The following is a 17,188-nucleotide window of genomic DNA, read 5'->3' on the forward strand; positions in this document are numbered from 1 at the left end:
TCTGGACCTCGACCACGTCGACCGGTGCCGGGCAGCCCAGTCAGGCCCGGGCGAGCAGGAGCCGGTCAAGCACCCCGACCGGTGACCTCGCGCTCATCACCCGACGGGCGTCGAGGGATGCCTCCCATTGCTCGGTCAGGCCGAGCATGAGGCGCTGACGCATGCCCGGGGTGACGTGGGCGTAGCGGGCAGAGACCGAGCCGTCGAGGTGGCCCATGCGCTCGTCCATGAGGACCTTCTCGGTACCGAGGTCCTCCATCACGGTTCGGTGGGAGTGGCGCAGGCCGTGCGGGGTGAGTCCCTTGGCGATGGGGAGCCAGCAGGCGTCGGCGCGGCCCTGGGCGTTGCGGCCTCGGACGGGGATGCCGGGCCAGGGTTCGCCGACGATCGGAACCGGGCGGGCCTCCTGCGGAGCCTTCCTCGGGTACCAGCCGTCGGCGGCCGGTCGAAAGAGCCAGGTGGCGAAGCCGTTGCGGCGCCAGTGGGCTGCCGGGTCGCCGGGTACCGGTCCATTGCGCATGAACCCCAGCTCAGCTATGGCGAGTTCGACACGGATACGGGTCTCTTCACGCACTCGGTCCGGATGGTTGAGGACGTTGGAGACCGTGCCGGTGGAGACGCCCGCGTGACGAGCGACGTCGACGAGCTTCGCGCCGTGGTGGCCGCCGGTTCGGGCGGTGCCGAGCCCGCGGTAGACGTAGGTCCTGCCGTGGCAAGAGCAGGGCTGCGGCTTCGTACGGGCGACGTGGTCGGAAACGAGGGCGGACAGCCAGTCCATCGTGTCGATGGTGCGATAGCTGTCGTCCTTCGGCGGGCAGCGCACGAACTCGCCGGTGTCCAGCTCGTACAACTGCCACTCGACGCGCACGGAGTCGCGACGGACGAACTCCGTCTCCAGCCCGACGATCTCGCCCCACCGCATGCCGGTGTATCCCTTGTGCACCACGGCGACGAACTCGTCGTCACGGCCGGAGAGCAGAGCAGCCCGCTCAGCAGCCAGCAAGATGCCGAGGGCATCGGTGATGACCTTCTCCGGTCCTCGGTCCCGCGAGCGGCCGGCGCGCATGCCGCGTCCGCGGCGCCTCGCTGCCGGGTTGGCCGTGATCAGGCCCTCGTCGATCGCGTCCTCGAAGATCAGGTGGAGGGTCGAGCGCCAGGTCTTGACGCTGGAGGCGGCGTACGTGGCCTTTTCGCTCTTCTCCCAGGCGTCTACGTCCCTGCGCAGGATTGCGGCGAGTGCCTTGTCCTCGAAGACGGGGAGCAGGTGCTCCTCGATGTGGCGACGGTAGTTCTGCATGGTGGAGGCAGCCAGGTCCTGGTCGTCGTACCAGCGGCTGGCGTACTCGCCGAACGTCTCCTGTCCGAGCGACGGGTCGCGCCAGCTGCCACGCCGGACCTTGGCCTCTTCCTCGTCAGCTGCCTGCTTCGCCTCCCGCTTGGTGGCGAACTTGATCACCGTGCCGCTCGGGTCGGCGACCGTGCCGTACTTGCCGTCCTCGATCTTGTAGCGGCCCCGCCAGTAGCCGGCGCGCCTTTCGCCGTACCCCACGGTTCTCCTCTCGCTGTGGTGGCTGTGTGGTGTGGGTCTTCTGGGGAGCGGCTACGCGGCGGTGCCGTACTGGGACTTGAGCGCGCGTCGCGGGGGCCGGGCCCTCAATCGCGTGGCGGGCACGGTCGGGTCGGGCTTCCGCGGTGCCACGGCGGCCTTCGGTTGAGGGGCCGGATCAGCGGTGCGCCGTGAGGTGGCACGGGCAGGACGCTCCTCGTGGAGGCGGACGATGTCGGCGAGGTGGTCGGCTGTGAAGCGGTACGCGCCGCCGACGTACGTGAACGGTATGAGGCGTCGGCGGGCCCGGTCCTTGACCCACCAGGCAGAGCAGCCGAGAGCGGCAGCGATCTCCTCGGGGCGGAACAGGCGGGGCAGAGCGAGCAGGCTGGCCTCTTGGCGCAAAGGTGGTCCTTCTCTGGTGTGTGGCGGGATGGTCGGTTCGGTCACGTCGGCGTCGAGGCTCCGGTGCGAACGTCGCCGAGTGCCTGCGGCGTGAGGGGCGCGCAGGGCGCGACTCGCTACGGAGTGGCGTGGAGCAGGGCGAGCGGGGAGACGCCGAGGGCGGCGGCGATGGCGACGAGGTCGTCGACGTCGCAGCGGCGTCGACGGCGTTCGATGCGGGAGATGGTCGTGACGGTCATGGGGTGGCCCAGCGCGGTGGCGCGGGCTGCCAGCTGACGCTGGGCGACACCGCGGGCAGTGCGGGCTCGCTCGATGGCGCGGGCAGCCCGCTTTCCGGCCGGACCGATTTCCAGAGGTGTTGGAGGCATGGATATTTTGTAACTCCGGATCCCCGGTTTCGGTAACCGGGGATCCGCTGTTATATTCCTCCGCTTTGTTGTCAGGTTCCCTACCCTGCCGCAGGAAAATTGCGCAACATAGCACGGGATTCCCGGTTGACCAAATAACGGATCGTCAGACCGGCCGCTTGGTGGACGCGGGAACTGGTCATGCCTCTGACCTGCCCAGAGGGTGTGACGGGTGGGACCGGGGCGTGCCAGTGGTACGCGCCGTCGAAGCGTTACGGCTTGCCCCAATTCATCCCGGCGATTTCCTGCACTATTTCGTCAACCGGGGATTCGGGTCTACCGTTTTTATGCGGACGCAAGGACGTGTTCGCCGTGGGCTGTTTGCCTTCGCGGCGGATTGCTGGACTTGCACGCACGGATGTGGCTGTCTTGTCCATGCGCCCCGAACGCTGATTCCGGGGCGCGGCAAGACCGGCATGCGGAGGCCGGGGCAGAGCAGCGCCGGCGCCCCATGCCGCAGCCTCGCCGTCACCCCGCGCACTCCCCCTCCCCCTCACCTCGAAGCGGGCTGCCCCCTGCCCGCCCTCACCAAGGAGCCGCCACCCGATGAGTCACGACGCCCGCGCATGGGTGTGGGACCACAGCCGCAGCAAGGGCACCGCCCGCCTGATCCTCGTCCTGATCGCCGATCGGTGCGTCGATGACCGCTGCATCGCGTACGCCTCGGTCACTGCCCTCATGAAGCGGGCCAACGCCTCCCGCAGCGCCGTCCGGGCCGCCCTCGACAAGCTGATCGCCAGCGGCGAGCTGGTGTGGCTCGACGACCGCCAGGGCCCTCGCGGCGAGCGGTACTACCACCTCCCCGACGCGGCCCGGTTCCTCGCCGAGCAGGCCCTGAAGGGGGAGCGGAATCCGGCCCCCACAGGGTCGGAATCCGACCCTGCGAAGCCGCTTGAAGAGGGGCCGGAAACCGGCCCGGGGGAACGGAATCCAACCCCCTGGGGGAGCGGAATCCAACCCGGGAGGGGGCCGGAATCCGACCCCCAGAACAGTAGTGAACCAAAGGTGAACGGTAGTAAGAGCAGCAGCAGCTCTCCGCTCATCCCCGCCGCCCAGTGGCACATCGACGACGCCACCCAGGCGTGGCTGCGGCAACAAGGCCACCTCGACCGGCTCGGCGAGCACGCCCTACGGGCCGCCGACGAGAAGTGGCGCACCTACCGGACGGTCTGGGCACCACGCACCGCCGTCGCCTGGTCCGCCGACTGGCGCGAGTGGATCACCCGCGAACGCACCCCTGCTGCTGGCCGCCCGTACCTCCGCTCCCTGCCCGGCGGCGGTGCCTCCACCGCTCCTGCGGCGGGAAGGACCCGCGCCGAACAGCACGCCACCGCCCTGCTCAACGCCCTCACCGAACTCGAAGCCCGCAACACCCCCACCGGAACGGAGTGACCACCCTGGACCGCCGCGAAATCGCCGCCCTGCTCGCCTACATCGGGTGCCTCGACCCCCGCACCACCCATACGGACACCGGCACTGCCCTTGACCGGATCGCCCAGTGGCACGAACTCCTGCACAACGTGCCCGCCACAACTGCCCACGGCTGGGACGCCCGCGAAGCGGTACGGGCCCATATCGTCGCCTCGCCCTATCCAGTCCTGCCGGTGGACGTCGCCCGCAAGTGGGCTGCCTACCGCCGCGACCGCCTGGAGCGGCACACCGATCCCACCCCAGTTGCCGACCCGGACGACCCGGCTGCCTGGCGGTCCGAACTACTCGGTACCCGGCACGCCGTCGCCGTCGGTCTCGCCGCGCCGTCCAACCTCCGCCAGCTCACCGCCGGCCCGCACCCCGATGCCGAGGCCCGCATACGCTCCGTCGGATCCGAGATCCCTCCCGAGGCACGCGCCCAGCTCGCCCGGTACCGGCCCGCCCGTGCCGCCCGCGAAGCCGCCACCGCCGCAGGACGTCCCGACGCCCTCAGTGTCCCGTGCCCGTGGTGCCACGCCCACGAAGGCGTACCCTGCCGCAACCGGCGCACCGGCCTCGATGGCGGCGCACGGGGCAACGCCCCACGCGCCATCCCCCACCCGTCCCGCGTCGACCTCGCCTCCGCATCCCGCACCCGGCAAGTGGCTGTACCGCGCCCTGCCACCGTGCCGGGCGGCACCAGCGCCCACCGTACGGACCCCGCTCGCTCCGCCGGTCGCTGAGCCGCTTCTCCGCACCCGCGGTTCCGCCGCCTCCGGTTCGACCGTGCTGCCGCGCCCTGGGCTCGTAGCACCGGCCCCACCGGCGCCGCCTACCCATCTCACCGCCTTCACCACACCGCCCGCCCGCACCCACATGGCGCGGCGGGTCTCTGGAGACCCCTGCATGACACCACTCACCCTGCCCGTAGTCGGGCAATGGAACGCCACTTCCCTCGCGCTCACCGCGCTCCCGCTGACCTGCTCCCTGCTGCTGATCATGTGGCTGGTCAAGCAGCGCGCACGCCGGACCGGCGGCAGCCGCAAGCCCGGATCGCCCGCGGTCATCGTGGCCGCGCTGGCCGCGGTCGGCTGCACCGCCTACAGCGCCGACACCAGCTGGCGGTTCGCCGCCCACTACCTGGACATGGGCGGCACAGCCGAACGCGCCGCCATGTTCGCCGCCGCGGAGTTCGCCCTGTTCGCCACTGCGCTGTTGGCGCGGCAGAACCTCCACGGCCCCAAGCAGGCACCCGGCTTGCCGGGCACCCTGACCTGGGTGATCACCGCCGTACAGGTGATCCCCGCGTACGCCGAGTCCGGCCTGGTCGGCGGCACGGTGCGAGCCTTCGTGGGCCCGGTTCTGGCCGCGGCGCTCTGGCACGAGGCCATGGGCATCGAACTGCGTCTTCGCAAGCCGGAAGCCGCGTCCCACAGCATCCTCGCAAAGATCGGCCGCGAGATACGCGAACGCCTCCTCTCCCGCCTCGGCATCGCCGAGCGCGACCGGGACGCTGCACAGATCACTCGCGACCGCGCCACCCTCAAGGCCGTCGCCCTGGCCACACGCCTCGCCGAACTCACCCCGGCCAAGCGCAACCGGTGGCAAGGCCGGCGCATCGCACGACGGCTCTCGCGGGCCGTCGCCCAAGCCGCGGTGGCCATCGACGACCGACAGCGACAAGACCTGCTGCGGCAGCTCGCCGCCCGCCGCCATGCCGTAGCGCTGGCGACCATCGAGCTGCCTTCGCCCTGGGCCGAGCCCAGCCCGGCCCGGAACACCGCACTCCCCTCCGAGCCGACACCTTCACCCAGCCTGTGGGGAGCAAGCCATAGCCCGGAAGACGAGGACGCTTGGGAACACCCCGACCCCGACGAGCGTCCCGACTGCCCGCCGCCCACATTCGTGCAGCTCCACCCGACCCTGCACGAAACGCGCCCCGCCCGCGACGGCTCGGAGCCGTCCGCTGAGGAAGGCGACCTGATGGCGCAGCGCTACGGTCGCCCTCCCGGCGCCGAAATGGACGAACTACTCGCCATCGGCCGCCAGGCCATCGCCGTGCACGGAAAGGCCACCCGCTCCATCTTGCGGAACGCCGTGCGTGACGCGGGGTTCCCCATCGCCGAGGACCGGCTCACCGAGCTCCGGACACGCCTGCTCGCAGAACAGAACGCCGACAGCAGCGCTCCCAGCGGCTGACCGGATATCCGGTCAGGCACGGAACGCCGGAACGGGAACCTACGGACCAGCGGCTCCAGCTGGTTCGTAGGTCTTCCACTCGCTCAGCCACGCCGGCAGCAACCTGGCACGAATACCTCTCGCTGCCGTGCGCCAAGCCCGCCCCCGGCTCCTCGCCCAGCTCACCCCCATCCACCTCCACCTCCACCTCCACCGCAAGGAGTTCCTCCATGCACGATCAGCCCGCTCTCCCCTCCCCCGACGACCAGCAGCACGCAGCCTCGACATCAGCCACCGACCGGGCAGCAAGTTGGAGGTTCGGACACTCCCCCGCAGGGGGCGCGTCCGAACCCGAGCCCGCCCCGGGGGTGGCGAGCACCGTCCCGCGCCAGGGGGCACGGGACGGGGAGGCGGCGGCCGAGGGCGGACCGCGGCCGGGCAGGCGCCGGGGCAAGCCCCGTGTCCGCGCCGGCAAGCAGCGCCCCGCCCACAGCGTCCGCCTCACCGAGCCCGAGTACCTGCGCATCGCCGCCGGCGCCGATGCCGTCGGCATGAGCGTCGCCGGCTTCCTCGCCACCTTCCGGCCTGGCCGCCGCCCGCGACCTCGACCGCACCGCTGCCGTCATCGCCACCACCCAGGACGTCCTCACCACCCTGTTCGCGCTGCGACGCCAGCTCGGCATCGCCAACAACAACCTCAACCAGGCGGTCAAAGCCCTACACCTGGGCGTCGCCCCCGAAGGACTCGACGACACCATCGCCGCCGTCCTCCGCGCCGCCGAGGACATCCGCCACGTCACCACCCGTATGACCAACCCCGAAGGAACCCACGCCGCTTGATCCCGTCCATCCACAAACAAGGCACCAGCACCGCCGGACTGATCGCCTACCTCTACGGCTCCGGCCGCAGCGAGGAGCACACCGACCCGCACCTAGTCGCCTCCTTCGACGGCCTCGCCCCTGATCCCGGCCGAGGTGCCACCGAGGAGGACCTCCAGCAGCTCCTCGACGAACCCCTCCACCTCCTCCCCGCCGACAGGCGACCGGACAAGCACGTCTGGCACGCCTCGATCCGCGCCGCCCCCAGCGACCGGACGCTCACCGACGCCGAGTGGGCGGACATCGCCCGCCGCGTCATCGCCGCCACAGGCATCGACCCCGGCGACGGCGCGGGCTGCCGCTGGGCGGCCGTCCGCCACGCCGACGACCACATCCACCTCATCGCCACACTCGTCCGCGAGGACGGGCGCAAACCCGACCACCACCGCTCCGGCCAGCGCGCCCAAACCGAATGCCGCCGCATCGAAGCCGACTACGACCTGCACCGCGTGGCGCCCGGAGACGGCACCGCCGCCAAACGCCCCACCAGCGCCGAACGCCACAAAGCCAAGCGCCAGGGCCGGGACCGAACCGCCCGCGAGGAACTGCGCGAGACCGTCCGCCGAGCTGCGGCAGGCACCGCCTCGGAGACGGAGTTCTTCGACCGCCTCGCCTCCGCCGGCCTCCTCGTCCGCCGCCGGTCCGCCCCCTCCGGCGACACCCTCGGCTACACCGTCGCCCTCCCCGAGGACCGCAACAAGGACGGGCTGCCGGTCTTCTACTCCGGGTCGAAGCTCGCGCCCGACCTCTCCCTGCCCCGCATCCGCGAACGCTGGACCGGTACACCGACCCAGCCGACCGCGGTCCCGGCGAGCGGTCCCGCGTCCGCCCGCCGTCGCGCCACCGGTGCCCTCTGGCAGGCCGTCCTCCTCATCGACCACGGCGCCGACGGGACCGTGGCCGCCCAGATCGCCGCCGCCGGCGAAGTCCTCGACGCCCTCGCCAAGACCTCCGCCGCCCACACCCGCCACCAGCTGAGCCAAGCGGCCACCGCGTTCGAGCGGGCGGCCCGCTCCCACGTACGCGCCGAGCGCGGCCACGACCGCGCCCTGCGCCAAGCCGCCCGCGACCTCATCCACAGCGGACCAGCCCTGGGCCGGGGCGAGGACGGCGCCACCACCGCCATGGTCATCGACATGGCGTTCTTCCTCGCCACCGCGGCAGCAAACTGGCATGCCAGGAAGCACCACGCCCAGCAGGCAGCAGCCGCGCTCCAGGCTGCGGAGCACCTGCGCGCCGCCTACGAGGCCACGGCAGCCCAGCCCATGGCCGTACTCCAGCTGCGAGGGCAGCACCTGGCCCTGCGCGTGCAGCATCGGCAGGCCGACCTTGTCCGCCAGGCGCTGCCTGAGCTGGCGGAGCAGGTTCTGTCCGAACCCGGCTGGCCCGCCTTGGCCGCCACCCTCGACGACGCCCGCAATGCCGGCCATGACCCGGCCGCCCTGCTGGCCGACGCCACTCGCCGCCGCGAGCTCGACACCGCCACCTCGATCAGCGACGTCCTCGTCTGGCGGCTGCGCCGCAGCGCTCGCCTGCCCGCCGCCCCCGACGCCTTGCACACCCCGACCGCCCGAGGCAGCCGGCGCACACCGCCTGCGGCACGCGCCACACAGCAGGCGACCGCGCCCCCGATCAAATCACCCCGGCGGCGCTGACCAAAGAAGGGCGGATGAAGGTAACCGACGATCCCCGGTTAGCCAAACCGGGGATTCTCCAGACCCTTGAAGTACAGCCCCACCCACCACACCCTCCCCAGGAGCACCCGTATGCCCGAAACCGAAATCCGCCCCCACATCGTCGCCCTCCTCTGCGACTCGAACTTCAAATACCGACGCGACACCAACACCTGGTCCCACATAGACGGCCGCCCCTTCACCAAGGAGGAACAGGCCACCGCCTTGCACGCCACCCGCGCCGAGTTCGAAGAGTTCGCGGCACAGCACAGTCGCTACATGGAATACAAGCGGACGCTGGAGGAAGCCCCGGAATCCCTGAACCGATTCCTCGCCCCGTTCATGGACCAGCTCACCACGAAGAATCTCGGCAACGCCGTCGAGCTCATGACCAAGGACGAGAAGGCCGAGTTCGACCGACTGCTCGGCCTCGTGATCGAGCCACCTCGCCGCTTCACCCCGTACACCTTCTGACCAACGCCGCCGGGGTCAACGCACTTCAGCGTTGGCCCCGGCGGCATGCTCGCGCATCAGTCGGGCTGCATCGCGCCCTCGTCCCCGAGGGTGCCAGCACGTCGGTGATCTCCTCGGGCTTGAGGTCGATGCCGAGTACGGCCGACGGCAAGGAATCCGCTCGCGCCACCCGCCATCCGCCTGTCGCCGAGGTGGCCCACTGACTCAGCACTACCCGCGAGGTCGCCCCGCCCAAGGCGCCTACCGACGCACCTGGATCAGAGCGTGCGTCCCGCTCGTACGCCACGCCGTGCCCGATCGCTCCAGAGAGTCCAGCGCTCCGGCTTCCAAGCCGGCGACTACGTCGGACTTCAGCGTGCGCAGGGCTGCGACGGCCCCCGGAAAGTATCCGGTGAGGTCGGCGAACGGCGTCGTGGCGTACCAATGCCTGTCGCCCACCAGGCGGCGGTAGTTGAGGTCGCCCTTCAGGATGGTCAGAGCGGCGCCCTCGAACTCGCTTCGGAGGTCCGCGGGCATCTCCACGTACGGCAGCGGCGCGCAGAAGAACGGGTGCGAGCGGACCTCAAGGGTCCCGGCCGCCATGGCCTTCCACAGGCGGCCGCCGATCCGGCCTGCCTCACCCGGGGCATCGGTGAGACGGCGCAGACAGTCGACTACATCCGCCGTCATCGCGTCGGCGACGTAGTACGGGTAGGGCTTCACGTGGAGCACTACCCGTTCGGCGCGTCGGTGTTCGAGGAGGTGGTCGATGAGGATCAGGTCCGGGATCAACTCTCGACCCGCATTGTCCGCCACGACGGCGACGGTCGAGGCAGCCCTGGTGGGCAGGAGCTTCCACAGCAGGGCGCTCTCGTCGGCGACCAGGGCCGAGGCTTCGAGGGCACCGACGGCCGGTTCTCCCTCGACCACACGGAAGCCGAGGTCTGCGCGGTTGCCCCAGAGGGAGGCGTGGAGGAGGGCCGTGGCCCGTTCGCCAGCCGATGCATCGGCCAGGGCATCCAGAGCGCGCAGTTCCTCGTCGACCGCCTCGCCACGGAGTTCGGCCTGCTTGAACGGGGCGAACGGGTCGACTCCACCCCACGGGCCGGTTCCGAAGTACCCGACGGCAGCGAGGAGCTTGCGGTAGAAGTAGCTCTCCGCCCACAGGAACGGGGCGTCGTACCAGGACTGCCAGAAGCGCCCTTTCCCCCAGCCCATCCAGCTCTCGTAGTCGTGCTCTCTGTCGGCCAGCGGTTCGATGGCGCCGTGGGTGATCTCGTCCAGCAGGGCGTCGAGGGCGTCGTGCTCACGGGGGCCGTACGGAAACGCGTCCCGTACCTGCTGGATGAGGGCGGGGTGGCGCTTGGCCATCACCCCCCAGGCGAACGAGCCGGGCTCGTTGCTCAGGATGACCTGCGCACCCGCCGCAGCAGGTCCCGGAGCGCGAGAGGTCGTGTCTGCCATGGTGTCCACAGTCCTTCGCTTCTTATCACGCTTCCGTGATCCTCAGTGCCACGACGCCGGCCGCGCTACCCACCAGCACCTCGCCCATCGCGAGTACCCCACGATGGTCGCCGGGCGTGAGCGTATGGCGACCTCGGTGATCGCCGTTCAACCACCCGCAGCCTGGGCGTCGCCGGTCTCCCTGCCGTTACGGCACTGCAGTCCACCGCCAGGGACGCTGCCCCTGAGCTCCCATGAGGCATTCGATTCGGTACTGGGTCTCGTGGCGGGCATGGGGATGGTCGGGGTGCTCGGTCGTGATCCGGGCTGCGTAAGCCGTCATCCGGAGTTCCCTGATGTCCCGCAGGACCTCGTACCCGTCCCAGGAGGTGACGTCCGCTCCGTAGACGGTGCAGAAGTCCTCGTAGTCCTGCCGGGTGATGCCGCTGGTGGACGTGAGTTTCACGGCGGTCGACGTCAGGTCCCACTCCCGCGGGCCGACGGTGAAGCTGTCGAGGTCGAGGAGGTAGGCCGTGCCGTCGTCGGCCGAGGCGACGTTGCCGACCCAGGCATCCCCGTGCAGGACGCATCGAGACAGGCCAGGGCTCTCTACGAGCTGGTGCCATGCTGCTTCGAGCTCGTCGGTGTAGCCGTACAGCCATTCACGGTCGCGCTCGCTGATGGCCTTCGCCTGGTCGAGCCTGGTACGGATCTTCCCGAACGGTTCCAGCGGCTCAAGGTCGAAGTCCGGCTCCGGAAGGGCATGGAGGGCCTTCAAGAGGTGAGCGACCTCGCGGACGTTCCCGTCGCGGTGAGGTGGAAGTTCCTCCCAGATGGTCACGGCCCGGCCGTCGATGGTGATGGGTTGGTCGAGACCTGGGGCGGGCCGTACGGCGGGGATGCCATGGCCGGCGAGCCAGTTGGCAACGGCGATTTCACGCGCAGCAGCGGGAGTGCCACCCGGGCGGGAGATCCGGGCTACCAGCTTCCCGGGGAGGCGCCATATTGCGTTCTCCGCGATCCGGATCGGTTCGGCGCCTTCGATATCCAGCCCAAGGGTCGGGCAGGCTTCGATGAGTACGCCGCGGGAGACGTGAGCGCTGTCGGCGGGGGCGAGGGTCACGTCTTGATCGTCTCCTTGATGCGGTCGCGCAGCTTGATCGCCTCGGGGGTTGTTCGGTGCACGGCGGTGAGCCGAGCCAGGTCCTGCATGCCGTCCGATGCCCGGCGGGAGTGGAGTTTCACGACTTCGTCAAGGGCCTGATGCCCGATGGTGGCGGCTTCATGTGGGTCTCCGGTGGCCATCGTGAGAGAAGCCAGCTTCGTCATGGAGAACGTACGGGATCGCACGTACGCCTGTGTGTGCCCATCAATAGCCGTTCTCAGGCGGTCTGCGGCCGTGACCGGCCTGTACCCGACGGCAACGAGGTCGTACAAGGCGTGCCCGGTGTCGCCCGCGTGCTGGGCGGCATCGTAGTAGGCCATCCAGGGCGGGTCCTCGCCGGGACGGGCCTGTGCGAAGGCATCGTCTGCCTGTCCGACCGCCCGTAGCGTCGCTTGCACGTCGCCGGCCTTGGCCAGCGCGCGGGCTTTCGCGGTGTGGAGCATGGCCCGCTCGGTGCCGGTGAGCCGGTTCTCGTGGGCGAGCCCCAGTTCCGCGTACGTCAGGCCGGAGTCACAGGCCCCGAGCCAGACGGCCTGACGTGCTCGGTACGAGTAGACCTTGGCTCTCAGGTGCCACTGGCCGGCCTCTTCCGCACAGGCGGCGGCGAAGGCGAAGACGCGACGGGCGTCGTGGTGGGCGTGGGCGTCGAAGTCCGCCGCGCCAACGACCATGCCGAGTCGGGCGGCGGCTGCGAAGAGGCTGGCCCGCATGGGTTCTGGGCAGGGCAGTTCGAGGAGCGCCGACGCCCAGCGGAGTTGCGCTTCGGCGGCGGTGCGGACGATGCCTCCGCCGCCGTAGTGGTGATCCCACCCCGCGAGCACCGTCGCCGCGGCCTCGACCTGCTCGATGTCCTCGGGCCGGACGGCTGAAGGCAGGCGGGAGGGCTCGGCGGGCTTGATCAGGTGGGATAGCGGGGTACCGCCTAACAGGGCTGCGGCCCCAGAGGCGCCGAGGAAGGAACCGCGGTCCCCATGGCTCCCGTCGTCGGTGGCGCTTCCAGTCATCGGCGGCGCGACGCCTGGGAACCCCGGTGGGCCCAGCAGCGCAGGGGCTACCGTCGCGTTGTACGCATCGCCGACTGTGTTGTCCGCATCAGTGCCCGTGCGCAGGCACAGCCACGCCAGGATCCCGCCGGTGTCCAGTGCGTCATCGAGGCTGCGCGCCAACGCCAGGTCACAGGGCCGCTCGGCCTTCTCGATCTTCGCGATGGTACTGGCGCTGACGTGGACTTCGAGCGCCAGCTCCCGTTGCGTCTTCCTCCGTACCTTTCGCCAGTGGCGCAGGTGAGCACCGAACCAGTCCTGCGGAGACCTGGTCGGGTCCAGGTTCTTGGACGGCTGCGGCACGTTCGCTCCCTTCCCCCTGATGCGTACACCGGCGCCGTACACATCCACTCCTGGCCCCGCAGCGCAGCGGACGCGCAAGGTTCTTACCAAGTAAACGGCCCAACCACCCACGCTCTGCGGGTTTTTCGGATAACCCCCGCTGTTTCTTCGTCATGGAGGTCCAGTGATCGGCTACGCCACACCGAACCGGAGCGACATCACCTACAACCACGACACCGAGCGGGTCTCGATGCCCATCACGCTCCACCACCTGGACGAGACCACCGACGACACCACGCTGGTGCTCACCCCCGGGCAGGTGGAGCTGTTCCACGGCCAGCTGTCGCGGGCCATCGAACTCCGCGAGCAGCAGCAGAGTCCCCGGTGACGGACCAGCCCCACGACCGTCTCGGCACGGTCCTCGCGTGGCTGTGGGCCCTCGGTATGGCCGCCGGATTCGGCACCCTCGGCGTCGCCGCGGTGCACGCCGACCACACCGATGAGGCGGCCTCCGCCTGGTCGGCCCCCGACGCCGACGCTCCGACCTGAGCAGACCTCCTGCCCGGTGCCCTCCAAGCGGGCACTGGGCGGGGATGGGCGCCCCACGGGTGCGTATTCGAAGCGCGATATCGGTCGATGCGGTCGCAGCAACCGCTCAACCGAACCCATGCAGCACCACATGGTTACCGGCCCGCACTCGCAGGGCCGCCAACGGGAGGGAACTGATGGACAGCACCTTGACCACCCTGGCCGGGCAGATCGCCCAGCTGGACAGCATCGACTCCGCCCGGCTTGAGCGGATGCGCCACGAGGCCCTGACCGCCCCGGCCCCCTGGAAGGCGGAGTACAGCGCCTACCAGTCGGGCGGCTGGTGGACCACCTCACTCATGAACGCCTCCGGCGACGCGGCCGATGTGACGATCGGCGACTGCACCGCCAAGCCGACCGACCTCCTCGCGCAGATGCCGGCCACCACCGCGCTGCTGGGCGAACTCGGCCTGAACTACATGTGGGTGCGGCTCGCCAGGCTTGAGCCCAACGCCTTCCTCTGGGAGCACCGCGACTACGACGACCTCGACAAGGTCGAGCGGCACCGGCTGCACATCCCGCTGCACACCAACACGTCCGCGTTCCTGGTCACCGGCGGCGCGAAGGTACACATGGCCGGCGGGCGGATCTGGCGGCTGACGCCGACCTACGCCCACGGCGTGTGCAACCTGCTCGGCCCCGAGCGCGTGCACCTGATCGCTGACGTGTACGCCGACGACGCCTACGAGCGGCTGGCCCGGCGCCCTACCCTCCACCCGGCCGCTGCCGAGCCCCTCCCCGAGGCGGACCAGATGGTGCTCGCCGAACGGCTTCAGGCTGCCCGGGGCATGGTCGCCCTGGGTTACACGGAGGCGGCCGAGCGGATGCTGCTGCGGCTGTTCTACACCTACGCCCTGCCCGAAGGCGCGGTCTACGACCTGCTCGTCGAGCTGCATACCTCGCTCGGCGACGCGGAGGCCGCCACGCGGTGGACGACGGCGAAGAACCGGCTCCTCGCCCTCACGGCCTGACCGACCGCCCGTCTCGCACGGTTCACCCCGCCCGAATCCGAACGGAGGACGAGCATGTCCACCTTGCAACTGACCGCACTCACTCACGCCAACCGACCGGCCCAGCTCCCGCTCCTGTCGAAGCTCGCCGACATCCTGGCCGCCTCCCCTGCCGTCACCCACCTGCTGGTCCGTGGTTCGCTGGCCCACGGCACGGCCGACCGCCTGTCGGACGTCGACTTCGTCGTCGGCGTCCACGACGCTCAGCTGCCCGCGTTCGCCGAAGCCCTGGACGACCTGATGTCCGTCGAGGCCGGCGCCCTGTTCCCCGGCTGGCGCGACACGATCGTCGCCGACCTCGGTGGGGTCGGCATGGTCTTCCTCGTCCCCGACGACGGCCGCCTACAGCAGATCGACCTCTACCTCGCACCGGCCTCCCGTCTCCCGGACCTGCAGGCGAGCATCGCCACCGCCTCGCTCCTCGACCGCCGTCCGGCACCGGCCGCAATGGACGAGGTCGCGGTGGCCGAGCGCTTCGCCATCGAGTTCGCCGCCCGGCCGCGCACCTGCACCGAGCTGGTGATCGAACACCTCGTACTGGCCGTACTGCTGCACAAGCGCATCAAGCGCGGCCAGCGGTTCGTCGCGTACTCCGAGTGGCACCGGCTGCATACCGCGACCAAGGACCTCATCAAGGCCGCCCTCGCGCCCACCTCCCGGTTCTGGGGTTGGTACCAGCTGGGCGAGGAGATCGCCGTCACCCCGATCGGCCGGGCCTGCGTGAGCGACCTCAACACGGCGATCAGCGGGCCGGCGGTCCCGCTGGCCACCGACGTCAACGCGGCGATCGAGCGGATGCTCGCCCTCGTCGACCGGGTCTGCCCCGAGGCACTCGACGGGCTGCGGGACGCAGTCGACGCCTACCGCTCCTACCAGGAACTGGTGTGAACGCACCCCACCTCGCGGGCCCGGCCACCAGCCGGACCCGCGAGGGCCTGACCGCCGTCTTCTTCGGCGGCGTCGTCCTTGCCTCCACCGAGGAGGAAGACCTGGCCGAGGAGATCGGCCGGGCGCTCGCCCAGGCCGGGTACGCGCTCCTCCACGGCGGCTACAACGGCCTGATGGAGGCCGCCGCACGAGGAGCCGCCTCCCAGGGCACCACCGTCACCGCGGTCACCCTGGCGGACAAGCACGACGAGTGGGGAGCGTTCAATCCGCACACCACCGTGTCGGTCCACCTGCCTGACCTCGGCGCCCGTCTCCAGCACTACCTGGAGAGCGCCGACCTGATCGTCGCGATGGGCGGCGGCGTCGGCACCTTGCACGAGCTGACCGCCGCCCTCTACTACTCGACCACCGTCCGGCCCGTACCGGTCTGCCTCGCCGGGTCGGCCGCCCTTCGCCTGCTGGCCTTCCTCCGCGAGGAGAAGTGGCTGTACGAGACCCCGACCCGACCGCTCGGCTTCCTCACCGTCGCCGATACCGCCGACGTCTTCCGCGCCCACCTCGCCGCGCTCGATACAGCCCCGATCGGAGGAGCATGACCACCAGCACGTCACTGGCCAGCCTCACCGCCCGGCTCGCCGAAGCATCGTGTGTCAAAGGCACGTTCAGCCTCGCCAACGGGGAACAGCTGGACACCTACTTCGACGAGTACCGCCTGGCCGCCGACCCTGCCCTCCTGCGTGACACCGCCGCGGCCATGGCTGGCCTCGTCCCCGATGACGCCCAGCTGCTGGCCGGTATCGAGCTCGGCGGCGTCCCGCTGGTCGTCGCCCTGTCGGCTGTGACCGCCCTGCCGGCCGTGTTCCTGCGCCGGAGCCTCAAGGGCTACGGATCCCGCCGTCAGATCGAAGGTGCCGCCCTCGACGGCCGCCGCACCGTTCTCGTCGATGACGTCGTTCGTTCCGGCAGCCAACTGCTCGCCATGACCAACACCCTGAGGGTCGCCGGAGCGCCGGTCACCGACGCGCTGTGCGTGCTGGAGCGCCCGCTTGGTGGCCGGATGCTGCTCTCCGAGCACCGCGTCACGCTCCACTCCCTGCTCACCGAGGCCGACCTGCCGGCGCCCCGAGAGGGGTACACCGCATGAGGCGAGCCGTACTCTTCGACCTCGACGGTGTCCTCGTCGACAGCCGGGCCGCCCAGCTCGCCACCCTGGCAGGCTTCGCGACCTCCGCACTCGACCGCCGCATCACCATCGACGACCTCCCGCCCGAAGCCGAGACCACCCCGCGCGAGCAGGTACTGGCCCCCCTCGGGCTGGACGGGGCGATCGACGAGAACGGCTGGGATGCGGCCACCGCCACGGCCACCCTCGTCACCGAGGTCTTCCCGTTCGTGGCCGAGACTCTCACCAAGCTGCGGGCTGCCGACGTCGCGACCGGCATCGTCACCCTGCGAAGCCGCCGGCGGTTGCACTGGCTGCTGCCGCCCGACGTCATCGGCCTGCTGGACACCGTCGTCTGCTACGAGGACGCGACGCCCAAGCCGGCGCCCGACGGTCTCCTTCTTGCCCTCGACCGGCTCGGAGCGGCCCCCAGCAGCACCGTGTTCGTCGGAGACACGGAAGCCGACATGCACGCCGCCCGGGCCGCGGGCGTGACAGCGGTCGGCGCAGGCTGGGGCTTCGCCGGGCCCGACGCACTCACGCGAACCGGCGCTGACCTCGTCCTCTCCGAACCAGCGGACCTGACCTCCGTACTGCTCCGCCTGATCGGGTTCCACAGCTGAACGGATTCCCCAGCGATCGCGACTCCTGATCCG

The 17,188-nt window shown here is 70.5% G+C and carries 18 protein-coding genes; 12 read left to right on the top strand and 6 right to left on the bottom strand.

The genetic code is table 11. The features are described from left to right. Positions 1–40 precede the first annotated feature (40 nt). The 3 genes from ACGFYU_RS08990 to ACGFYU_RS09000 all read right to left on the bottom strand — a co-directional run bounded on the left by ACGFYU_RS08990 (position 41) and on the right by ACGFYU_RS09000 (position 2,319). Positions 41–1,549 carry a LacI family DNA-binding transcriptional regulator gene (locus ACGFYU_RS08990; protein ID WP_393826597.1) on the bottom strand — a complete coding sequence of 503 codons (1,509 nt, stop codon included), beginning with the start codon at positions 1,547–1,549 and terminating at the stop codon, positions 41–43. Positions 1,550–1,600: 51 nt separating this feature from the next. Beyond that, complete coding sequence (locus ACGFYU_RS08995; RefSeq protein ID WP_393826598.1) at positions 1,601–1,951, bottom strand: DNA-binding protein; 351 nt, start codon at positions 1,949–1,951, stop codon at positions 1,601–1,603. A 116-nt stretch (positions 1,952–2,067) separates the two neighbouring features. Further along, the gene (locus tag ACGFYU_RS09000) at positions 2,068–2,319 is read right to left on the bottom strand and encodes a helix-turn-helix domain-containing protein (RefSeq protein WP_393826599.1); all 252 of its coding nucleotides are present in this window, start codon (positions 2,317–2,319) and stop codon (positions 2,068–2,070) included. Positions 2,320–2,904: 585 nt separating this feature from the next. On the opposite strand from ACGFYU_RS09000, the gene ACGFYU_RS09005 reads away from it, so the two are divergent. From ACGFYU_RS09005 to ACGFYU_RS09025, 5 genes are all read left to right on the top strand, one after another. Further along, positions 2,905–3,750 (top strand): helix-turn-helix domain-containing protein, encoded by an 846-nt coding sequence (locus tag ACGFYU_RS09005; protein ID WP_393826600.1) that lies wholly within the window; start codon positions 2,905–2,907, stop codon positions 3,748–3,750. Positions 3,751–3,755: 5 nt separating this feature from the next. After that, positions 3,756–4,511, top strand: coding sequence for a hypothetical protein (locus ACGFYU_RS09010; RefSeq protein ID WP_393826784.1), 756 nt, complete (start codon positions 3,756–3,758; stop codon positions 4,509–4,511). A gap of 163 nt (positions 4,512–4,674) precedes the next feature. Next, on the top strand, positions 4,675–5,967 hold the full coding sequence (locus ACGFYU_RS09015; RefSeq protein WP_393826601.1) for a hypothetical protein: 1,293 nt from the start codon (positions 4,675–4,677) through the stop codon (positions 5,965–5,967). An 815-nt stretch (positions 5,968–6,782) separates the two neighbouring features. Then, entirely contained in the window at positions 6,783–8,480 is a 1,698-nt protein-coding gene (locus tag ACGFYU_RS09020) for a relaxase/mobilization nuclease domain-containing protein (RefSeq protein WP_393826602.1), read from the top strand. 111 nt (positions 8,481–8,591) lie between these two features. Then, positions 8,592–8,972, top strand: a complete 381-nt coding sequence (locus ACGFYU_RS09025) for a hypothetical protein (RefSeq protein ID WP_393826603.1) — start codon at positions 8,592–8,594, stop codon at positions 8,970–8,972. A 240-nt stretch (positions 8,973–9,212) separates the two neighbouring features. On the opposite strand, the gene ACGFYU_RS09030 is transcribed toward ACGFYU_RS09025, so the two are convergent. The 3 genes from ACGFYU_RS09030 to ACGFYU_RS09040 all read right to left on the bottom strand — a co-directional run bounded on the left by ACGFYU_RS09030 (position 9,213) and on the right by ACGFYU_RS09040 (position 12,905). Continuing rightward, a complete protein-coding gene (locus ACGFYU_RS09030) occupies positions 9,213–10,415 on the bottom strand; it encodes a damage-control phosphatase ARMT1 family protein (protein ID WP_393826604.1) in 1,203 nt (400 codons plus the stop codon). A 187-nt stretch (positions 10,416–10,602) separates the two neighbouring features. Continuing rightward, positions 10,603–11,517 (bottom strand): phosphotransferase enzyme family protein, encoded by a 915-nt coding sequence (locus ACGFYU_RS09035; RefSeq protein WP_393826605.1) that lies wholly within the window; start codon positions 11,515–11,517, stop codon positions 10,603–10,605. Next, positions 11,514–12,905 (bottom strand): helix-turn-helix domain-containing protein, encoded by a 1,392-nt coding sequence (locus ACGFYU_RS09040; protein ID WP_393826606.1) that lies wholly within the window; start codon positions 12,903–12,905, stop codon positions 11,514–11,516. Before ACGFYU_RS09040 ends, ACGFYU_RS09035 begins: the two co-directional genes overlap by 4 nt. A gap of 163 nt (positions 12,906–13,068) precedes the next feature. Between ACGFYU_RS09040 and ACGFYU_RS09045 the strand changes: the two genes are divergently transcribed. The 7 genes from ACGFYU_RS09045 to ACGFYU_RS09075 all read left to right on the top strand — a co-directional run bounded on the left by ACGFYU_RS09045 (position 13,069) and on the right by ACGFYU_RS09075 (position 17,155). Next, the gene (locus tag ACGFYU_RS09045) at positions 13,069–13,272 is read left to right on the top strand and encodes a hypothetical protein (RefSeq protein ID WP_393826607.1); all 204 of its coding nucleotides are present in this window, start codon (positions 13,069–13,071) and stop codon (positions 13,270–13,272) included. After that, the gene (locus ACGFYU_RS09050; RefSeq protein ID WP_393826608.1) at positions 13,269–13,433 is read left to right on the top strand and encodes a hypothetical protein; all 165 of its coding nucleotides are present in this window, start codon (positions 13,269–13,271) and stop codon (positions 13,431–13,433) included. The genes ACGFYU_RS09045 and ACGFYU_RS09050 overlap by 4 nt, the downstream gene beginning before the upstream one ends. Before the next feature lie 176 nt (positions 13,434–13,609). Continuing rightward, positions 13,610–14,443 carry an aspartyl/asparaginyl beta-hydroxylase domain-containing protein gene (locus ACGFYU_RS09055; RefSeq protein ID WP_393826609.1) on the top strand — a complete coding sequence of 278 codons (834 nt, stop codon included), beginning with the start codon at positions 13,610–13,612 and terminating at the stop codon, positions 14,441–14,443. 54 nt (positions 14,444–14,497) lie between these two features. Next, positions 14,498–15,370, top strand: coding sequence for a hypothetical protein (locus tag ACGFYU_RS09060; protein ID WP_393826610.1), 873 nt, complete (start codon positions 14,498–14,500; stop codon positions 15,368–15,370). Beyond that, the gene (locus ACGFYU_RS09065) at positions 15,367–15,966 is read left to right on the top strand and encodes an LOG family protein (RefSeq protein WP_393826611.1); all 600 of its coding nucleotides are present in this window, start codon (positions 15,367–15,369) and stop codon (positions 15,964–15,966) included. The genes ACGFYU_RS09060 and ACGFYU_RS09065 overlap by 4 nt, the downstream gene beginning before the upstream one ends. After that, positions 15,963–16,514, top strand: a complete 552-nt coding sequence (locus ACGFYU_RS09070; RefSeq protein WP_393826612.1) for an orotate phosphoribosyltransferase — start codon at positions 15,963–15,965, stop codon at positions 16,512–16,514. The genes ACGFYU_RS09065 and ACGFYU_RS09070 overlap by 4 nt, the downstream gene beginning before the upstream one ends. Continuing rightward, entirely contained in the window at positions 16,511–17,155 is a 645-nt protein-coding gene (locus ACGFYU_RS09075) for an HAD family hydrolase (protein WP_393826613.1), read from the top strand. The genes ACGFYU_RS09070 and ACGFYU_RS09075 overlap by 4 nt, the downstream gene beginning before the upstream one ends. The last annotated feature ends 33 nt before the right edge of the window (positions 17,156–17,188 follow it).

The sequence above is a fragment of the Streptomyces sp. NPDC048337 genome, assembly GCF_043201175.1.
Lineage (GTDB): Bacteria > Actinomycetota > Actinomycetes > Streptomycetales > Streptomycetaceae > Streptomyces.